At 71.0% G+C, this 19086-nt stretch carries 15 protein-coding genes and 1 riboswitch; of the genes, 9 read left to right on the top strand and 6 right to left on the bottom strand.

The features are described from left to right. Positions 1–120: 120 nt before the first annotated feature. Positions 121–263, bottom strand: a riboswitch (cobalamin riboswitch). A gap of 437 nt (positions 264–700) precedes the next feature. The 5 genes from ACIP4P_RS20485 to ACIP4P_RS20505 all read left to right on the top strand — a co-directional run bounded on the left by ACIP4P_RS20485 (position 701) and on the right by ACIP4P_RS20505 (position 6920). Beyond that, entirely contained in the window at positions 701–1624 is a 924-nt protein-coding gene (locus ACIP4P_RS20485; protein WP_400920361.1) for a hypothetical protein, read from the top strand. A gap of 139 nt (positions 1625–1763) precedes the next feature. After that, positions 1764–3227 (top strand): glycoside hydrolase family 26 protein, encoded by a 1464-nt coding sequence (locus tag ACIP4P_RS20490; RefSeq protein WP_400920363.1) that lies wholly within the window; start codon positions 1764–1766, stop codon positions 3225–3227. Between the two features lie 155 nt (positions 3228–3382). Further along, a complete protein-coding gene (locus ACIP4P_RS20495; RefSeq protein WP_400920365.1) occupies positions 3383–4195 on the top strand; it encodes a hypothetical protein in 813 nt (270 codons plus the stop codon). Positions 4196–4259: 64 nt separating this feature from the next. Further along, entirely contained in the window at positions 4260–5711 is a 1452-nt protein-coding gene (locus tag ACIP4P_RS20500) for a glycosyltransferase family 2 protein (RefSeq protein ID WP_350511922.1), read from the top strand. 15 nt (positions 5712–5726) lie between these two features. Next, positions 5727–6920: a glycoside hydrolase family 113 gene (locus ACIP4P_RS20505; protein WP_400920368.1), complete on the top strand. Its 1194-nt coding sequence runs from the start codon at positions 5727–5729 to the stop codon at positions 6918–6920. A 6-nt stretch (positions 6921–6926) separates the two neighbouring features. Here ACIP4P_RS20505 and ACIP4P_RS20510 read toward each other — a convergent pair whose 3' ends face one another. The 6 genes from ACIP4P_RS20510 to ACIP4P_RS20535 all read right to left on the bottom strand — a co-directional run bounded on the left by ACIP4P_RS20510 (position 6927) and on the right by ACIP4P_RS20535 (position 13906). Beyond that, on the bottom strand, positions 6927–9104 hold the full coding sequence (locus ACIP4P_RS20510; RefSeq protein WP_400920370.1) for an acyltransferase family protein: 2178 nt from the start codon (positions 9102–9104) through the stop codon (positions 6927–6929). A 136-nt stretch (positions 9105–9240) separates the two neighbouring features. Beyond that, positions 9241–9735 (bottom strand): N-acetyltransferase, encoded by a 495-nt coding sequence (locus ACIP4P_RS20515; RefSeq protein WP_350511925.1) that lies wholly within the window; start codon positions 9733–9735, stop codon positions 9241–9243. A gap of 117 nt (positions 9736–9852) precedes the next feature. After that, entirely contained in the window at positions 9853–10692 is an 840-nt protein-coding gene (locus ACIP4P_RS20520) for a histidine phosphatase family protein (RefSeq protein WP_400920373.1), read from the bottom strand. A 155-nt stretch (positions 10693–10847) separates the two neighbouring features. Continuing rightward, positions 10848–12458 (bottom strand): monocarboxylate uptake permease MctP, encoded by a 1611-nt coding sequence (gene mctP, locus ACIP4P_RS20525; RefSeq protein WP_350511927.1) that lies wholly within the window; start codon positions 12456–12458, stop codon positions 10848–10850. Next, positions 12455–12718 (bottom strand): DUF3311 domain-containing protein, encoded by a 264-nt coding sequence (locus tag ACIP4P_RS20530; protein ID WP_400920375.1) that lies wholly within the window; start codon positions 12716–12718, stop codon positions 12455–12457. The genes mctP and ACIP4P_RS20530 overlap by 4 nt, the downstream gene beginning before the upstream one ends. 396 nt (positions 12719–13114) lie before the next feature. Further along, positions 13115–13906 (bottom strand): GntR family transcriptional regulator, encoded by a 792-nt coding sequence (locus tag ACIP4P_RS20535; RefSeq protein ID WP_350511929.1) that lies wholly within the window; start codon positions 13904–13906, stop codon positions 13115–13117. Between the two features lie 337 nt (positions 13907–14243). On the opposite strand from ACIP4P_RS20535, the gene ACIP4P_RS20540 reads away from it, so the two are divergent. From ACIP4P_RS20540 to ACIP4P_RS20555, 4 genes are all read left to right on the top strand, one after another. Next, positions 14244–15527 carry an extracellular solute-binding protein gene (locus tag ACIP4P_RS20540; protein WP_400920378.1) on the top strand — a complete coding sequence of 428 codons (1284 nt, stop codon included), beginning with the start codon at positions 14244–14246 and terminating at the stop codon, positions 15525–15527. A 144-nt stretch (positions 15528–15671) separates the two neighbouring features. Then, a complete protein-coding gene (locus ACIP4P_RS20545; protein WP_400920380.1) occupies positions 15672–16700 on the top strand; it encodes a carbohydrate ABC transporter permease in 1029 nt (342 codons plus the stop codon). Further along, positions 16697–17524, top strand: a complete 828-nt coding sequence (locus ACIP4P_RS20550) for a carbohydrate ABC transporter permease (protein ID WP_350511932.1) — start codon at positions 16697–16699, stop codon at positions 17522–17524. Before ACIP4P_RS20545 ends, ACIP4P_RS20550 begins: the two co-directional genes overlap by 4 nt. Before the next feature lie 6 nt (positions 17525–17530). After that, entirely contained in the window at positions 17531–19084 is a 1554-nt protein-coding gene (locus ACIP4P_RS20555; RefSeq protein WP_400920382.1) for a glycoside hydrolase family 3 protein, read from the top strand. Positions 19085–19086 lie beyond the last annotated feature (2 nt).

Consider the following 19086-nt stretch of genomic DNA (forward strand, 5'->3'; position numbering starts at 1 on the left):
GGGCCGATCTGGGCAGGGGAGCACGGCGCGAACGCAAACGACGTCGCGAGAGGTGTCTCCCCGGCCCGCCCGCGAGGCCCGGAGGGGTCGTACTGGTGCTTGTGCGGCCTCTGCGGGAGGGCCGTGCGCACGCTGGTCGGCAGGTACTCGGACTCGCGGCGCGGCTCCTGGAGCCGCCCGCACACCGCTGCGGGGCAGTCCCGGATTCGCACCGGGTTCCCCTGCATCGACAGCAGAAGCGAGCATACATGTAGTGGCATCTCTCCGATGCGACACCACATGTAGTGCGGCGTGGCGTGTTGGAGCGATGACCGGTGGTGTCGGGCGAGGGGCCTTGCGGCGCTTGGCGGGAGGCCTCGCAGAGGCGGCCGGAGGCCCGGGTGAGGCCGCCGGGAAGCCCGGTCGTGTGTACGGGACGCCCCGGTCCGCGCCGACGGCGTCCCGGTTCCGGCACGGAATGGTCACCGGGCGGATCGGCGGTCGGGCGCATGCCCTACGATCTGGGCGCATGAGCGACGGAACTGGCGTACCTGGGCACGGGCCGCAGGGAACGTCTCCCGCCGGGCCGGGGGGCGCACGGAATCAGCAGCCGGTGGTACCGGGACCGGTGCCGCCGCCGAGCGGGGGCTTCGGCCCGCCGCCGCCCTCGTACGGGCCGGTGGCGCCGTCCGGGCAGCCGCTTCCCCAGCCCGTTCCTCCGGTGCCGCAGCCGCAGGCCCAGCCGCCGCAGCCGCAGTCGCAGGCCCAGCCGCAGTGGCAGCAGCAGCCCCAGCCCCCGCAGCCCGTTCCGACGCAGCGCGCCGAGCCCGACTGGGCGGCGCTGGCGGACCGCAACGAGGCCGAGGGCAAGCGCAAGCGCAGGCTCAAGGTGATCGGCATCGTCGCCGCGGTCGTCGTGGTGGGTGGCCTGGCCGCGGGCGGCGCGGTGCTGCTCCAGGGCAAGAAGGACGACGGTGAGAAGGCGGTCGCGGGCCAGACCTCGACCGCCTCCGGTCGGCCCACGGCCACGCCGTCGAGCCCGTCCGGGAGCCCGGGGGGACAGTCCGGCCAGACGGACGACCCGTCGAAGCCGATCTGGGAGGCCACGACCGACCCGGCGCCGCAGGACGCGGGCGTGCTGTTCTCCGCGCAGCAGCTGACGATCAACGGCGCGGCCTGGAACCGGACCATGGTCGCGCTGGACCAGCCGTGCTGGGACGGCAATTCGACGACCGGCGGGCTCGGCAAGGTGCTCGGTGACCAGGGGTGCCAGAAGGTGCTCCGGGCGACGTACGTCTCCGGCGACAGCGCGGTGACCGTCGGCGTGGCCGTCTTCGATCACAAGATCCAGGCCGAGACCGCGATGAAGAACTACGCCGGCCAGCTCAAGGGTCTGCCGGCCGCCGGCGCCCCGGCCTTCTGCGCCAACCCCGGCTGCACCAATACCCACAACAGCCTCGGCCGGTACGCCTACTTCACGGTCGAGGGCTCGGCGAAGGGCGGCAACAACCCCGACGCCACGGCGACCGCGGCGGCCTCCGGATTCTCCGAGTACGTGAAGGGCCAGCTGCTGCAGCGCGCCAAGGCCGCGGGCTCCGCCGCGCCGGGAGCGCAGGGCACGCCGCCCCCGGCTCCGGCGGGCTGACCTCCCCCGACGCCCCGGTCCCGGCGGATTCGTTCGCGGGGGCCGGGGGAGTGTGACAGGCTCTCGGGCAGTCATTCGTACGCGTGTTCCGGTTGGGTCCGTGGGGGTCGGTACCGGCGAGCAACCGGAGGAGTGGTCCGTGGCGCTGCCCAGTGCCCTGCGCGGCAAGCCCGCCGTCCTGGCCGTGGCCGGGGCGGTCGTCGCGACCGGCGCATTCGTGCTGCTGGGTCGCGACGGGCGGACCGACCGGAGCGACGTCGAACAGCCCTCCCGCGCACCGGTGTCGGTGGGCGCGCCCGGACGCACCCTGCCGCCGGACGTGGGCCGGGACCTGCTGGCCCGGGATCCGCGGGCCTCGCCGAACGCCCGCGCCGTCGACCAGTTCCTGACCGACCTGGAGAGCCAGGCCCGCACCGGGAAGAGCGGCGGGACGGTGATCGGCCAGCACGTCGAGGCGCACAACGAGCGCAACAACCCGGAGTACGGCGACTATCGCGGCACCAAGCAGGTCGGCTACTACTACCGGAAGGCCGCCGACATCACCGGCAAGCTGCCGGGCTTCGTCGAGACCGACCTCGGCCCCGGCTACGGCCAGAGCGCCTGGGGCGTCGGCAACCCGCGCTCCTACTCGGCCGGCCGCTGGCCCACCTGCCGACCCGGCTGGCAGTACACCGACGACGCCGTCGACCTGCTGGCCGCGGTCTGGTCCGGCCACCCACGCGCCGACGACGGCACCTACGGCACCTCCGGCGTCCAGCACAACTGCGACGGCAGCAGCACCGAACTGCCGGACAACGGCGGTGCCCCGGCCGGGATCGTCGGGATGTCCTTTCACCAGCCCTACCCCGGATCGGACGTCAAGTCCTTCGACCGGGTGCTCTGTTCGAACTCCCCCGCGGCCAAGGACCCCGGCTGGTTCGGCCGGGTCGTGGACAGCCAGCACGACACCCCCGAGTACCGGGCGCTGGTGTCCGACCTCTCCTACCTGGCGGATCACCTGGAGTACCTGGCGGCGCACGACGTGCCGGTGCTGCTGCGCCCGTATCACGAGATGAACGTGCAGGACTGTGCCAGCAGGTTCTGGTGGGCGGGCCAGAAGCCGGCCGAGTACCAGGCGCTGTGGCGGATCACCTACCACTACCTGGTGGACACCAGGGGGCTGCACAACCTGCTGTTCGTCTGGACGCCGGTGTCCTGGGACGGCGCCCCGGGCGTCGACCCGTGGGACTACTACCCGGGCGCCCAGTACGTGGACGTGGTCGGCGTGGACGACTACAGCGGCAGCCCGGCGCACCCGATCGGCACCGGCGAGGTGTGGACCAAGCGCTACTACGACGGGCTCGCCGCCTACGACAAGCCGCGGATGCTGGCCGAGTCCTTCGCCGTCCCGGTCAACTCCCGCCAGCCGGACACGTTGCGGCGCACGCCGTGGACGATCTGGACGGTCTGGGGGCAGTCGCTCACGGAGAAGAACCTGACCCCGGACCAGCCGCGCAACACGGCGGCCGACGTCAACGCCACCTACCACAGCCCGCTGGTGCTCACGGGCGGCTCCGGCGCGTTCGGCCCGGGCATCGACTGGGGCGGTCTTCACGTCCGTTGAGCCGTCGGGTCCGCACCTCCGCCGGGAACCGGTGACCATCACGTTGAACGGGTTGGATTCCGGGCCCGTTGCGGTGTGTGGCATTCTGTGGCGGCGAAACCGTGGGGTTGTTCGGTACACGGTCGGGAGAGGGCCCGGAGGGGCGGGGGTAGGGGATGACACAGACGCGTCCGATGCGCGGGGTCGGTGCCCTGGCGGTCGGTTGGGGCGTGGTGCTGCTCGCCTGGGCGGCGTACAACTGCTTCGGTCAGGTCGGCTTCGCCACCTACCTCAAGGGCATCTTCTACTACGGCGGGTCGTCGGTGGACGCCGAGACCGGGAGCCTCAACTACGGCCTGCTCTACCTGGTTTCGGGCATCCTCCTGCTGCGCGGGCGTGGCTGGGCGCTCGGGGTGGCGGCGGGCGTCGCGCTGGTCGAGGGCTACAACCGGGTGCGCAGCCTGACCGGCGCGCTGCTCGACAAACCCCAGCGCGAGTGGTTCACCGGCACCACCGAGGGTTGGCTGAAGCTCGCCACCTTCGGGCTCGGGGTGGTCGTCACCGCGACTCTGATCGTGCTGCTGGCCCGGTCGAAGTGGCGGGAGCGGGCCGGGGAGGCCGGGGAGTCGGGTGGGGAACCGCACTGGTCGATCCTGCAGACGGTCCCGTCCGCTCCGAATCCGGTTCTGTACCCGCAGCCGCAGCCGCAGCCGCAGGCCGCGTGGCCGCAGCAGCCGCCCGCCCAGCCGGTGTGGCAGCAGCAGGTCCCGCCGCAGCCGGTCGCCTGGCCGCCGGCTCAGCCGCAGCCGGTCCAGCCCCAGCCCGCGTCGCCGGTCCCGTACGCCCAGCCGCCCGCCCCGTACCAGCCGACCTACGCCCCGCAGCAGTGGCCCGCCGCCCCGCCCGTCGCCCCGGGCCCGGTGGCGCCCGGACCGGTCGCGCCGCCGCCCACCGACCGGCCGTCGGCGGACCGCCCGCCGCAGACCTGACCGCCCGTGAACGACCGGCCCCGCCCGGGGCCGGACCGACACCAGACGAGGAACGATTTTCGCCATGCCATCGACAGCCCCCGTGCGGACGGTGCTCACCACCTCGCGCGAGGCCGCCCGGCTCGCCGAGCGACAGATGTCGTGGAAGCCCCGGGTGTTGCCGTTCTACGTGGCCTTCCTGATCATCTTCGCCTTCTCGATCTGGGCGTACGTGCCCAACCCGACCCCGCTGGGATGGGCGATCACCATCCTGTGGGGCATGCCGGTGTTCGGCGTGCTGATCGGTTTCCAGGGCGTGCTGATGGTCCGCCGCCGGCTGCGGCAGGTGGGGCGGATGACCCCGCCCGCGCCGGTCGAGGACGACTTCCTGATCGTGCTGGTGCCGACCATCGGTCGGCACGACACCTACCCGGCGCTGGAGCGCTCGGTGCTCTCGTACGTCGAGCATCTGCCGCCCTACTTCCCGTGGCTACGGGTGGACATCCTCACCGAGGAGGGCTGCGCCGCCGCCGAGAAGATCGACGACCTGGCCGCCCGGCACCCGCTGATCCGGGTGGTCACGGTGCCGAAGGCGTACGAGACGCCCAACGGCACCAAGTTCAAGGCCCGCGCCAACCACTACTCGCACGAGCTGCGGATCGAGGAGGGCGAGGCCGAGGACGACGTCTGGGTGCTGCACATGGACGACGACACCGGAGTCGGCCCGGACACCGCCGCGGCCGTCGCCCAGTTCGTCAACCGACAGCGCCGGGCCGGCGACGAGGCCAAGCACATGGCGCAGGGCATCCTGACGTACCCCCGCGAGAACGCGGTCTCGACCTTCACCTGGCTCGCCGACGCGATCCGCCCGGCCGACGACATCGCCCGCTTCCGCGCGATGACCGGTACCGGAACCCCGATCGCCGGCGTCCACGGCGAGCTGTTGATCGTGCGCTCCTCGGTGGAGGCCACCATCGGCTGGGACTTCGGGCCGAAGACCATCGTCGAGGACGCCCAGATGGCGCTGAACTTCTGCCAGCGCTACCCGGGTCGCAGCGACTGGTTCAACGGGCGTTGCTACGGCGCCTCGCCCGCCGGGGTCAAGGACTTCCTCAAGCAGCGCGAGCGCTGGGCCTGGGGTCTGGTCGCGCTCTGCTTCAACAAGACGATCCCGCTGCGGTACCGGCTGTTCATCGGGATGGGCATGGTCAGCTGGGTGCTCGGCCCGCTGCAGCACGTCGGCCTGGTGCTGCTGGTCGCCTGGTTCACCGGCACCTGGAACACCTCGCCGGTCACCCAGTCCGTGGTGCTGCTCTGGGCGATCAACTTCGCCTACGTCATCTGGACGTACTGGGAGGGGCTGCGGCTGAACGTGGTCGCCTCGGCCAACCACCGGCGCAAGTGGTGGGAGCCGATCGTCGTGGTGGCCTGCATCCCGGTGTTCTCCTTCCTGGAGGGTTGGGGCGGCCTGCGGGGACTGATCAAGTTCCTCAAGGGCGAGGAGAACAAGTTCGTCGTCATCGCCAAGCCGGCCTGATCGGAAAGCACGACTGTGAAGCGCGCTGCAATCTTCGTCCTGCCGACCGTCGTCGTCGCCGTCGCCGTGGCGGTCCCCGTGGTGTGGGGGGACCACCCGATCCGGTTCGACCACCAGAGCCCCACCACCGTCCACCTCGCCGCCCCCACCGAGCAGGGCCGGGTCTGGGGCTTCGGCAAGGACGCGCCGCCGGTCGAGGACACCGGCCCCAAGGTGGCCCGTCCGTGGACGAAGGGGAGCCCCGAGTGGGGCGTGCAGGTGTACTGGCTGGACGACCCGGCGGACCCGGACAACTTCGTCCAGGGCAAGGTCGACCGCATCGTCAAGTACGTGGTCGGGCTGAACGCCAACTCCCTGTCGGTGACGTTCCCGTACTACACCACCGGTACCAAGTCGAACGCCGTCGCCGCCCGTCCGACCTCGCCCACCCCGGAGCGCCTCGCCCTGTTGCTGGACGCCGCCCACCGGGCGGGCCTGCGCACCACCGTGCGTCCGATCATGGACGAGGACGTGTTCGACTACGTCCACACCCTCAAGTGGCGTGGCAACATCGCGCCGACCGACCGGGACGCCTGGTTCGCCAGCTACGCCGCCTTTCTGGAGCCGTACCTGAAGGTCTCCCAGGAGCACGACGCGGCCGAGTTCACCATCGGCACGGAGTTCAACTCGCTGGAGGGCGACCCGCACTGGCCGGGGCTGATCGACCAGGCGCGGAAGACCTTCCACGGCGAGGTGGCGTACGACGCGAACTTCGACAACTGGTCCAAGGCCCCGATCGCGGTGCCGACCGACGTGACCGGCGTGGATGCCTACCCGCCGGCCAGGAACTCCGACGACGACGCCCCCATCGGTGACCTGGAGGCCAGTTGGAACGCATGGCTCGACAAGCGCGGCACGGGCGCCCAGCCGACCACCAAGCTCACCGAGGTGGGCATCCCGGCGCAGAAGGGCGCGTACAAGACACCCGGTGAGTACTACAAGAAGACCGAGGTGAACGAGGCCGTCCAGGCCACCTGGTTCACCGCGGTGTGCCGGGTGGCCGAGCAGCGCAAGCTGAGCGGGTTGTACTTCTGGTCGCTGTACTTCGGCATCGACCCGACCCTGCCGCCCACCCCGGACACCCCGCGGATGGACTACGCGGGGCGCTCGGGGTCCGAGAAGGCGATCCGTGACTGCTTCGCGCAGACCTACGAAGTGCCGCCCGCGTAGCGGCTGTTACTGCTGCGCCGGGGGTTCACCGGCGGTCGCCCTGCCGGTCGGGGTGTGGGCCGGACGAGGGGAACCCGGTCGCGTGGCGGGCTTGCCGGTGGTCGGTGTCGGGGTCGGTGTGGCGCCGGCCGTCGGTGTGGGTGTGGGCGTGGGCGTGGGGGTCGCCGTCGGCGCCGGGGCGGCCGGGTGGTCCGGCTGGGCCCCGGCCAGCCCGTCCGCGATCTGCTGCTCCAGCCACGGCGTCACGAACCGCATGCCGGCCGGGGTGAGGTGCACCCCGTCGTTGGCGGGGGTGACCCAGTGGCCGTCCTTGTCCTTCCACACGCAGGTGTCGTACGGGCAGTAGAAGGCGTTCAGGTCGACCAGTCGGACGGTGCCGCCGGAGGCCTTCACGAAGTCGGAGACCTGCTGGTCGTAGCAGTTGCCCCAGGTCTTGTTGATGGCGCCGTTCTCGACGCGCTCGTTCATCAGCAGCACCCGGGCGCCGGGTGCCCGGCGGTGGACCTGCTCCACGGCCTGGGTGAGCTGGGTGCGGTACCGGTTGCGGTAGTCGTCGTCGCAGGGGTTGAGCCAGGTGCCGTCCAGGTACTGCTCGGCGGCGTCCCAGCCGAGGTGGACGAGGACGGCCTGCGGCGCGGCGGAGGTGAGCTGCCGGTCCCACTCGGCGGCCCGGTCCCGGCAGTCTGCCTCGGTGTCGAACTCCTCCTGGGAGGTGGTGCGCACCTTGTCCGGGTCGAACACGCCGCAGCCGCTGATGCCGCCGTCGACCACCCGGTAGCGGTCGCCGTGGCGGTACAGGCCGGTGGCGAGGTCCTGGGCGAAGGAGTCGCCGAGCACCAGGACCACCGGCTTGCCGCTCGGCCCGGAACGCATGTCGTGGGTGACCCAGGCGGGCAGGTACCAGGCCCCTGCGGTGGCCACCGCGGTCGCGACGGCCAGCAGCGGGACGGCCGGGAAGACCCGCCACCGCAGCACCCGCAGCTTCTCCGTACCGGTGTGCAGCAGCCAGGCCAGCACCCACGACACCGGCGCGCCGATCAGCAGCAGCCGCTGCGGCGAGATGTCGTCGACGTAGTGCTGGAGCAGCCAGTACACCGGCAGGTGGAGCAGGTAGAGGCTGTACGAGATGGTGCCGGTGAGCCGCAGCGGGGGCAGCGACAGCAACCGCACCAGCGGCCCGCGGTCGTGGCAGAGCGAGGCGGTGAGGACCGCGGCGAGCGCGGCCACCACGGCCAGCCCGCCCCGGTAGAGCAGCGGGTCGTGGTAGCTGCCGACGGAGAGGCTGGCCCAGACCAGGCCGCCGAGGGCCGCGGTGCCGACCAGCGTGGGCAGAGCGGTGCCCCCGAGCCGGTGCGAGCGGGCGGCGTCGGTGGCGCGGGCCTTGCGGCGCAGCCAGAGGTAGACCCCGAAGGCGGCGGTGGCGCCGGCCGCGAAGCCGACCGCACGGGTCTCGGTGCCGAGGTAGAGCCGGTCGCTGTTGTGGCCGTTCCACATCAGCGGGGCGACCGCGGCGGAGACCGCGAACAGCACCGCGGTGGCGATGCCGGTCGCGCGCAGTGAGCGGCGGCACAGGCCGAACAGGACGAGCAGCAGCAGCGGCCAGACCGCGTAGAACTGCTCGGTGATGCTGAGCGACCACATGGCCGCGAGCGGGTCGATCGAGGCGAAGTGCTGCCAGTAGGCGTCGCCGCGGGCCAGTTGGGCCCAGTTGGCGACCTGGCCGAGCGCGGCGAGCGCCTGCGGGCGCAGGTCCCTGACGTCCCGCAGCGGGCTGACCAGGGCGGACAACCCGACGACCAGGATGATGGTGGTGAACAGTCCGGGGAGCAGCCGCTTCGCCCGGCGGCGGTAGAAGACGCCGAGCCGGATGCCGTCGGTGCGGTCCAGTTCGCGGATCAGCACCAGGCTGACGAGGAAGCCGGAGAGGACGAAGAAGACGTCCACGCCGAACAGCCCGTTCTGGAACCAGTCGGTGTGGTACAGCAGCACCGAGGCGATGGCGAGGCCGCGCAGCCCGTCGACCGCCTTGAAGCGGACGGAGGGCGGCAGCGGGCCGCGTGGCCGGGGCACGGGTGCGGGTATCGCGTAGCGGCTGGCGGTCGGGGCCAGGGTGCCCCGGGCCTCGCGCATGTCCTGGAGCGTGGGCCCGCTCGCGGGCGTGCCGAGGCCGGACCCGTCGTCCATGTGCTGCGTCCCCCCGGTCGATCGACTGTCACGACGTGTCAAGACGTGTCTTGATCTGTGGTTTATATCAAAAGACGTCTGTTGATCGTCTGCCGGTCGCCGGGGAGGGGGAGGACCGTGCGGCGGTCCGCCGGGCTCAGAACGCCATGGTGTAGACCATCAGGTTCATCCCCGGGTACGGCGCCCAGTCGCGTTCCGGGGTGCGTCGGAAGCCGACCCGCTCGTAGACGCGGTGGGCGGTGGTCATCTCGGGGCGGGTGGAGAAGGCCATGCCGGCCAGGCCGAGTTCGCGGGTTCGGGTGACCGAGGCGCGCACCAGGGCCTCGCCGACGCCGCGGCCGCGGGAGACGGCGGCGGTGGCGAGCATCCGGATCTCGCCCTCCCGCGGGGTGGCGATGTCGGCCCACTCGGTGCCGCCGACGGCGAAGGTCACGCAGCCGAGGACGCGCTCGTCGGCCGCGTCGACGGCGACCAGGAGCTCGGCCTCGCGGGAGCGCCGTTCGGCGTCCCGGAGCAGCTCCACGTAGCCGCTCGTGGGCTGGGTGAAGCCGTCGCCGACGAAGGCGTCGACGGTGATCCGGCCGGCTTCTTCGAGGTCCTGGGGGAGGGCGTGGCGGATGAGGTAGTCCATCCGGCCAGTGTGCCGGAGGCGTTCGGCGGTTCGTACCCGGGGGTTCCCGCCGCCACCCGGGGCCGCCACCCGGGCCGCCACCCGGGCCGTCTCCGAGGCGGGCCGGCCGGCCGTCGCTCAGTCGGCCCCGGGCGCGCCGTCCAGGTGGCCCAGGTCGTTCCAGTGCTCCGGCCGCAGCCGCCCGTCCTGGGCCCGCCACAGGCTGGTGGAGCAGTTGTGCACCGGCCCGAGGTCGATCAACTGCTGTTCGGTGAGCCGGTCCAGCGCGTAGCGCAGCATCAGCACGGTGCAGTCGTGGGCGACCAGCAGGACGGGCCGTCCGGCCTCCTCCTCGCAGACGTCCCGCAGCAGGCTGCGCACCCGCAGCGCGACGTCGGCCCAGGACTCGCCGCCGGGCGGGCGGTAGTACAGCTCGCCCATCTTGCGCCGCCGGGCGGCCTCCTCCGGGTGCTTGGCCTCGATGGCGGCCTTGGGCAGCATCTCCAGGATGCCGAGCTCGCGGTCCCGCAGCCGTTCGTCGTACCGGACGGCGAGGGTGACGGGCACCGCGCCGAGTCCGGCGGCCTGGGCGAGCGCGATCCGGGCGGTCTCGGCGGTGCGCACGTACGGCGAGCACCAGACGCTGTGCGGCCGGTCGGCGCCGGGCAGGGCAGCCCACCAGCGGCCGAGTTCCCGGGCCTGCTGCCGGCCGTGCGGGGAGAGCGGGATGTCGGCGTCGCGGCAGCTGATCGGGACGCTGAGCGCGCCGACGGCCTCGGCCAGCTGGAACTCGACGTTGGCGGTGGACTCGCCGTGCCGGGTGGCGATCAGCACGGACGGCAGCCGGCCGGCCGCGGTGCGGTGGCCGGAGCCGAGGTGGTGCGTCCCGTTGACGGCCTGGTGCGTCCCCTGGACGGACGGGTGCGGGTTCTGGGTGGACTGGTGCTGGCCGTTGAGGGTGGTGCCGAGTTCTGCCATGGCCGCGAGCTCCCCGTGGGTCGATCAGGTTCCGGCCGGATGCCGGTCCGGTCTGGTGGTGCCCGGCGTGCACGCCTGTTCATACATATGATCGCGCCGCCTCCTCCAGTGTTCACGGAGAAGGCGGCGCGATCACAGGGCGCGCGCAGGGCCAATCAGTGCGCCGCTACGGGCTCCGGCGCGTTGTCCCGCTCGTCCTCGCCGCCCTCGGCGCTGTAGTCGGAGGGCTTGGTCTCGTCCGGGAGCTGGGGCGCCTTGACCGCCCGCAGCACCAGGGTGAGCACCACCGCGACGATCAGGTTGAGCGCGAAGGCGGTCAGGCCGATGTAGCCGATCTCGCCGATGCCGGGGATCTCGGCCGCGTTGCCGCCGAAGTGCTTGGTGGCCGGGCTGGCCAGCCCGTACGCCGTCCAGGTGCCGTAGACCATGCCGGCCGCCCAGCCGGCGAACAGCGCCCAGTGGTGGAACCAGCGGGTGAACAGGCCGCCGACGATCGCCACGAAGGTCTGCAGGATCCACAGGCCGCCCAGCAGCTGGAGGTTGATGGCGGCTTGCTTGTCCATGCCGAGCACGAAGACCAGCGCGCCGACCTTGACCAGAAGCGAGACCAGCTTGGCGATCCGGGTCTCGTCGGCCGGGGTGGCGGCGGGCTTGAGCCACTCCTTGTAGACGTTGCGGGTGAACAGGTTGGCCGCCGCGATGGACATGATGGCGGCCGGCACCAGCGCGCCGATCCCGATCGCGGCGAAGGCCACGCCGGTGAACCAGTCCGGGAACATGCTCGCGAACAGCTGCGGCACCGACAGCTGGGAGTTGTAGCCCTTGACGCCGCTGCCGACGCCGGCCGCGATCGCCATGAAGCCGAGCAGGGCCAGCAGGCCGAGCATCAGCGAGTAGGCGGGCATGATCGCCATGTTGCGGCGCACGGTGTTGCGGGACTTGGAGGCCAGTACGCCGGTCACCGAGTGGGGGTACATGAACAGCGCCATCGCCGAGCCCAGCCCCAGCGTGGCGTACGTCCACTGTTTGTTGTCCGGGAGGGTCAGCCCGCCGGACTTGGTCTGCTTGAAGTGGGCCGCGGCCGCGTCGAAGATGTGCCCGTAGCCGCCGAGCCGGATCGGGATGTAGATCACCGCGACGATGATCACGATGTAGACCAGGGCGTCCTTGACGAAGGCGATCAGCGCCGGGGCGCGCAGGCCGGAGGAGTAGGTGTAGGCGGCCAGCACGCCGAAGGCGATGAACAGCGGCAGGTCCTTGACGAACCAGTTGGCGTTCTCCCCGCCGCCGACGCCGAGCACGTCCAGCACCGCCTGGATGCCGACCAGTTGCAGCGCGATGTACGGCATGGTGGCCAGGATCCCGGTCAGCGCGACGACCAGGGACAGCGGCCGGGAGCCGTACCGGCCGCGGACGAAGTCCGCCGGGGTCACGTAGCCGTGCACCCGGGAGACCGACCAGAGCCGGGGCAGGAAGAGGAAGACCAGCGGGTAGGCGACGATCGTGTACGGCACCGCGAAGAAGCCGGCGGCGCCGGTCGCGTACACCGCCGCCGGGACGGCCACGAAGGTGTACGCGGTGTAGAGGTCGCCGCCGAGCAGGAACCAGGTCACCCAGGTCCCGAAGCTGCGCCCGCCCAGGCCCCACTCGTGCAGGTGGTCGGCGTCGCCCGCGCGGCGCCAGCGCGAGGCGAGGAAGCCCATCACGGTGACCAGCAGGAAGAAGAGCGCGAAGACCACCAGGGCCGGCACGTTGACGTCCTTCATCGCGCACCGCCGTCCCGGGCCGCCTTGCGGGCCTTCTCGTCCCGGTTGATCAACAGGTAGGCGGCGACCGTGAAGACGGCCGACACCGGCACCCAGAGCAGTTGGTACCAGTAGAAGAAGGGCACCCCGGACACCGCCGGGTCGGTCTTGTCGTAGGAGGAGACCCAGAGCATCGCGACGATCGGCACGAGCAGGGCCAGCCCGGCGAGCACCCGCTCGGGCGTCACCGCCGGGACGGATCTGTCCGATGGCTCGGGCATGACAGCTTTGTCGGGGGACTGTTCAGACGGCATCTTCGGCTCCGCTCCGGAGGGCTCTCCCCGTCGGCGCCGCAGCCCCGGGACACCGCACGTGCCCCGCGAGCCCGCCGAGCAGCACCATCGGTGATCGGCAGTCAGTACGGCTGCGCAATCTAGGGCATGGAGTGATCCATGTCACCGGATACGGTGCAACTTCCCGCCATCCGGACACGAACGGGTGCTCGGGCGCCCGTACAGCGATGCGCACGGACACGCACGGACACGCACGGACACGCACGGACGCGCACCGACGCGCACGGACGCGTGCGAGCGCAGGGGGAAGCGCGGAAAAGCGAACGGGCACCGGCGCGCGCGAACCGCGCACGCCGGTGCCCGTGGTGGGCGAGGGGCGCCCGACTACTCGGGACGCTTCAGCCGGGTGATGAACTTGTAGCGGTCGCCGCGGTAGATCGAGCGGACCCACTCGACCGGATCGCCGTCCCCGTCGAAGGAGTGCCGGGAGAGCTGCAGCATCGGCAGCCCGAGGTCGGAGCCGAGCAGGCCGGCCTCGCGCGGGTTGGCGAGGGTGGTCTCGATGGTCTCCTCGGCCTCGGCCACGGTGACCCCGTAGACCTCGCGCAGCGCCGCGTACAGCGAGTTGTGCTTGGCGAGATTGCGCCGCAGGGCGGGGAAACGCTTGGCCGACAGGTGGGCGACCTCGATCGCCATCGGGTCGCCGTTGGCCAGCCGCAGCCGCTCGATCCGCAGCACCCGGCCGCCGGGCTTGATGTCCAGCAGCGGGGCGAGCCGGTCGTCGGCGGTGATGTAGCCGATCTCGATCAGCCGGGAGGTGGGCTCCAGGCCCTGGGCGCGCATGTCCTCGGTGTAGGAGGTGAGTTGCAGGGCCTGGGCGACCTTCGGCTTGGCCACGAAGGTGCCCTTGCCCTGGATGCGCTCCAGCCGGCCCTCGACGACCAGTTCCTGGAGGGCCTGGCGGACGGTGGTGCGCGAGGTGTCGAACTGGGCGGCGAGCGCGCGCTCGGGCGGGACCGGGGTGCCCGCGGGCTGGGTCTCGGTGAGCTGGAGGAGGTGGCGCTTGAGGCCGTAGTACTTGGGGACGCGCGCGGTCGGGTCGGCGCCGGCCGGTGTCGCGAGGCTCTTCGCCTCGGGGTCGTCGGCCTGGGCGGTGGTTCCCCCGTCGCTGCTCATCGGACCTGTTCTCCCGCTTCTCGCGGGGCCTTTTACCGCCCCGCCACATCGTTAACGGATCACATCGTTGCATGTATGGCTACGGAACGAATACCTCATCACGCGATGAACGATGTGCGGTGTCGGCTTGATAACGGGTGGTCGAGATCGGTCGAACAGCCGTTGACAGGCCCATTGGTCTAGGCCAAGCTCCAGGCAGCTGGTCTACACCACTAGATCGGTAACGATGAATCCCCCCACCCGTTCGAAGGGCTCTGCGGCACCTGTTCTCCCGCTTTGCGTGGGTATGCCGCTGCCACCCGACGGGGGTAACCCAGGCATCCCTCAGGAGGATGGCGTGAAGCGTCAGCTCATCGCGGCGGTCGGCGTCGCGGCCATGGTCGTCGGTCTCGCGGCTTGTAGCTCGGACGGCAAGAAGGACGACAGCGGTTCGTCGTCCTCCAGCGCGGCCGACAAGTACAAGGGCAAGACGCTCAAGGTGTGGACGATGAGCGGCTCGGCCCCCAAGGGCTGGACCGACTCGGTCAAGTCCGAGTTCGAGACCACCTACCCGGGTTCGAAGGTCGACTTCCAGACCCAGGAGTGGACCGACATCGGCCCGAAGATCACCGCCGCGCTCTCCGAGGGCTCGGTCGACGTCCTGGAGCTGGGCAACACCCAGACCTCCGGCTACGCCGCCTCCGGCGGTCTGCTGGACATCACGAAGGACAAGTCCGCGCTGGGTGGCGACGCTTGGGCCGCCAACCAGAACGAGGCCGCGATGCTGGACGGCAAGCAGTACGCCGCCCCGTGGTGGGTCTCCAACCGCGTGGTCGCCTACAACAAGGACCTGTGGGCCAAGGCCGGGCTGACCGCCGCCCCGAAGACCCTGGACGAGTTCTACGCCGACCTGGACACCCTGAAGAAGACCCAGGGCGTCACCGACCCGATCTACCTGCCGGGCCAGGAGTGGTACACCTACTTCGGCTTCCTGGTCGGCGAGGGCGGCAAGATCGCCAAGCAGGAGGGCGGCAAGTGGGTCGGCGGCCTGGAGTCCCCCGAGGCGCAGCGCGCCTTCGAGACCTACAAGAAGCTGCAGAGCTACTCGGTCACCGGTCCGAAGGACAAGGACGAGGCCACCCCGCAGCAGAAGGACGTCTTCGCCAAGGGTGACATCGGCACCATGATCGCCCTCGGCTGGGAGCTCCCGGACGAGAAGGCCATGGCCAAGGACAAGATCGGCTTCTTCCCGATCCCGGGCAAGACCGCCGACAAGCCGTCCGGCGTCTTCATCGGTGGCTCGAACCTCGCGATCGCCTCGCAGAGCAAGAACACCGACATGGCGAAGGACTTCCTGAAGGTCGCCCTCAACGACAAGAACGAGGGCCTGGTCGCCGCGGCCGGCGACATCCCGAACAAGCCGGCCCTGAACAGCCAGATCACCGGTGAGTTCGCGACCGCCGCCCAGGTGGCCACCGCGGTCGGCGGGACCACCCCGATCACCCCGAACTGGGCCAGCGTCGAGAACGTGCCGAACCCGATCAAGGACTTCCTGACCGCGGTCCTCCAGGGCGCCGACTACCAGTCCACCGCGAAGAAGTACGACGACGAGATCGCCAAGCGGCTCAACCAGAAGAACTAAGGCATCAGGGGCCTGTCTTCGAACTCCCGCCTGCGTGGCGGGAGTTCGAGGACAGTCTCCCGCGGCGTCGCTCACCGGCCCCCGGCGGGGGGGTCGGTGGGCGGCGCCCGTCCGTCGTGGCCGGGTTGTGAGGAAGTGAGAACGATGGCTGTGCATTCGGACCGGGTGCAGACGCAGTCCCCGGAGTCAGGGAGGGCTGTTGTGGCCGAGATCGACACCGGTGCCGCCGGCGGCGGGGCCAAGGGCACCGCGCCGAAGGGCACCAGATCCGCGGGCGGCCCCGGTCTCGGCGCCCGCTCCGCACCGTACCTGCTGCTGCTGCCGGCCACCGTGGCGACCATCGTCCTGCTCGGCTGGCCGCTGCTGAAGACCTTCCTGCTGTCGTTCCAGGACCTCAACCGGCGCCAGCTGGTGATGCACCTGACCGAGTGGACCGGCTTCGACAACTACAAGGAGCAGCTGAGCGACCCGGAGTTCTGGTCGGTCACCGGGCGCACCGTCGTCTTCACCCTGGTCAACGTGGTGCTGATCATGGTCGGCGGCACCCTGGTCGGCCTGCTGCTCAACCACCTCGGCAAGAAGATGCGGCTGGCGCTGTCGATCGCGCTGCTGATGGCCTGGGCGATGCCGGTGGTCGCCGCGACCACGGTCTACACCTGGCTGTTCGACGAGAACTGGGGCGTCGTCAACTGGTTCCTGGACAAGCTCGGTTGGCACTCGATGGCCAACTACAACTGGATGAGCGACGAGTACTCGACCTTCTTCGTCGTCATCCTGCTGATCGTCTGGATGTCGATCCCCTTCGTGGCGTTCAACATGTACGCCGGTCTGACCACCATCCCCAAGGAGCTCTACGAGGCCGCCCGGATGGACGGCGCCGGCTCCTCGAAGATCTTCAGCTCGGTGATCTTCCCGAACCTGAAGCCCTTCTTCCTGGCCACGACCTTCCTTGAGGTCATCTGGGTGTTCAAGTCCTTCACCCAGATCTACGCGATCAACGGCGGCGGCCCCGAGAAGCTCACCCGGACCCTGCCGGTGCACGCCTTCCTGGAGGGCTCGGGCAGCCAGCACTACGGCGTCGGCGCCGCGATCGCGGTGCTCACCATCCTGATGCTGGGCGTCCTGATGGCCTACTACTTCCGCATCATGATCAAGCAGGAGGACGAGCTGTGAGGCGCTCTCTCTTCGGACGTACCTGGCCGAACGTGATCGCGGTCGTCCTCATCGTCTTCTTCATCTTCCCCGTCTACTGGATGATCGCGACCGCGTTCAAACAGAACAACGACATCATCAGCAAGACGCCGGTCTTCATCCCCTTCGACGCGACGTTCGAGCACTTCACCACCGCGGTGAACGCGCCCAACTTCTGGACGTACGTCACCAACAGCATCACCGTCACCGTCGGCGCGGTGCTGATCTCCCTGGTGATCGCGACCCTGGCGGCCTTCGCCGTCGCCCGGATGAGGTTCCGCGGCCGCAAGGCCTTCGTGCTGGTCATCATGCTGGCCCAGATGGCGCCCTGGGAGGTCATGACCATCGCGGTCTACATGATCTCCCGCGACAACGACATGCTGAACAGCCTGCTGCCGTTGACGTTCTTCTACATGATGATGGTCCTGCCCTTCACCATCTGGACGCTGCGCGGCTTCATCGCCGCGGTGCCGAAGGAGCTGGAGGAGTCGGCCATGGTGGACGGCTGCACCCGCACCCAGGCCTTCGTGAAGGTGATCTTCCCGCTGCTGGCCCCGGGGCTGATGTCGACCTCGCTGTTCGGGTTCATCACGGCGTGGAACGAGTTCCCGCTCGTCCTGATCGTCAACAAGGAGCAGGGCAAGACCCTCCCGCTCTGGCTCTCCTCCTTCAAGACCGCCTTCGGCAACGACTGGGGCGCCACCATGGCGGCCTCCACGATGTTCGCCGTCCCGGTGCTGATCCTGTTCGTCTTCCTCCAGCGCAAGGCGGTCGGCGGTCTGACCGACGGCGCCGTGAAGGGCTGAGTCACCGTGAGCATCCTGATTCCCACCGCCCCGGACAGCGACCAGCTCCACCGGGACGCCCTGACCGTCCTGCAGCCCGGCTTCGTCGGCACCGAGCCGCCCGCCTGGCTGCGCCGCCACCTGGCCGCCGGGCTCGGCTCGGTCGCGCTGTTCGACCGCAACGTGGTCGACCTCGACCAGCTCTCCGCGCTGACCGGCTCGCTGCGCGCGGAGAACCCCGACCTGCTGATCGCGATCGACGAGGAGAGCGGCGACGTCACCCGGCTGGAGGCCGGCTCCGGCTCCTCCTGGCCGGGCAACCTGGCCCTCGGCGCGATCGACGACCCGGCGCTGACCCGGGACGTCGCCCGCGAGCTGGGCCGGGCGCTGGCCGCGGCCGGCGTCAACTACAACTGGGCGCCCACCGCGGACGTCAACTCCAACCCGCGCAACCCGGTGATCGGCGTCCGCTCCTTCGGCGCCGACCCGGAGCTGTGCGCCCGGCACACCGCCGCCTGGGTGGAGGGCCTGCAGTCGGCCGGTGTGGCCGCCTGCTCCAAGCACTTCCCCGGCCACGGCGACACCGCGGTGGACTCGCACCACGGCCTGCCGGTGATCGACGTCGACCTGGACGTGCTGCGCACCCGTGACCTGATCCCGTTCCAGGCCGCCATCGCGGCCGGCACCAAGGCCGTGATGACCGCCCACATCATGGTCCCGGCGCTGGACCCGAAGCTGCCGGCCACCCTGAGCCCGACCGTGCTGCGCGACCTGCTGCGCGCCGCCCCGGCCGACGGCGGCCTGGGCTACCAGGGCCTGATCGTCAGCGACGCGATCGAGATGGGCGCCATCGCCGACACCTTCGGGATGGGCGAGGGCACCGTGCTGGCGCTGGCGGCCGGCGCGGACGCGATCTGCGTCGGCGGCGGGCTGGCCGACGAGGAGACCGTGCTGATGCTGCGCGACGCCATCGTGGCGGGCGTGCGCTCCGGGCGGCTCACCGAGGAGCGGCTGGCGGACGCGGCGGACCGGGTCCGGGCGCTGGGCAGCTGGGGCCGGATCGCGGCCCAGGGCGAGCAGGCCGAGCCGGACCTCGCGGTGGGCCTGCGGGCCGCCCGCCGGGCGCTGCGGGTGGTCCGGGCGCCGGGCCGCGAGGTGCTGCCGGTGAGCGAGCGCCCGTACGTGGCCTCGTTCTCGGACGAGCCGAACATCGCGGTCGGCGACGTGACCCCGTGGGGCGTGGCCGGCATGCTGGCCGACCGCTTCCCGGGCACCCGCACCCGTGAGGTGTCGGCGGCCGAGGCCGCGCCGGAGCTGCTGGACGCCCTGGTCGCCGAGCTGGTGGCCGGGGCCGAGGGCCGCCGGCTGGTGCTGGTGGTCCGGGACGCCCACCGGCACGCCTGGATGGCCGCCGCGCTGAGCCGCCTGGTGGCGGCCCGGCCGGACGCCGCCGTGGTGGAGATGGGGCTGCCCCAGTCCGAGCCGGTCGGCGCGCTGTACATCGCCACCCACGGCGCCGCCCGGGTCTGCGGGCTGGCGGCCGTGGAGGTGCTCACCGGGCAGCCGGGAGCGATCGGCTGAGT

The sequence above is a fragment of the Kitasatospora sp. NPDC089509 genome (assembly GCF_044749365.1).
Classification (GTDB): Bacteria; Actinomycetota; Actinomycetes; order Streptomycetales; family Streptomycetaceae; genus Kitasatospora.

What these genes read in the sequence shown, in the direction of transcription:
- ACIP4P_RS20530 (WP_400920375.1), bottom strand. Translation starts at nt 12,718, where the DNA reads ATGCCCGAGCCATCGGACAGATCCGTCCCGGCGGTGACGCCCGAGCGG.
- ACIP4P_RS20535 (WP_350511929.1), bottom strand. Translation starts at nt 13,906, where the DNA reads ATGAGCAGCGACGGGGGAACCACCGCCCAGGCCGACGACCCCGAGGCG.
- mctP (WP_350511927.1), bottom strand. Translation starts at nt 12,458, where the DNA reads ATGAAGGACGTCAACGTGCCGGCCCTGGTGGTCTTCGCGCTCTTCTTC.
- ACIP4P_RS20495 (WP_400920365.1), top strand. Translation starts at nt 3,383, where the DNA reads ATGACACAGACGCGTCCGATGCGCGGGGTCGGTGCCCTGGCGGTCGGT.
- ACIP4P_RS20520 (WP_400920373.1), bottom strand. Translation starts at nt 10,692, where the DNA reads ATGGCAGAACTCGGCACCACCCTCAACGGCCAGCACCAGTCCACCCAG.
- ACIP4P_RS20500 (WP_350511922.1), top strand. Translation starts at nt 4,260, where the DNA reads ATGCCATCGACAGCCCCCGTGCGGACGGTGCTCACCACCTCGCGCGAG.
- ACIP4P_RS20545 (WP_400920380.1), top strand. Translation starts at nt 15,672, where the DNA reads ATGGCTGTGCATTCGGACCGGGTGCAGACGCAGTCCCCGGAGTCAGGG.
- ACIP4P_RS20510 (WP_400920370.1), bottom strand. Translation starts at nt 9,104, where the DNA reads ATGGACGACGGGTCCGGCCTCGGCACGCCCGCGAGCGGGCCCACGCTC.
- ACIP4P_RS20515 (WP_350511925.1), bottom strand. Translation starts at nt 9,735, where the DNA reads ATGGACTACCTCATCCGCCACGCCCTCCCCCAGGACCTCGAAGAAGCC.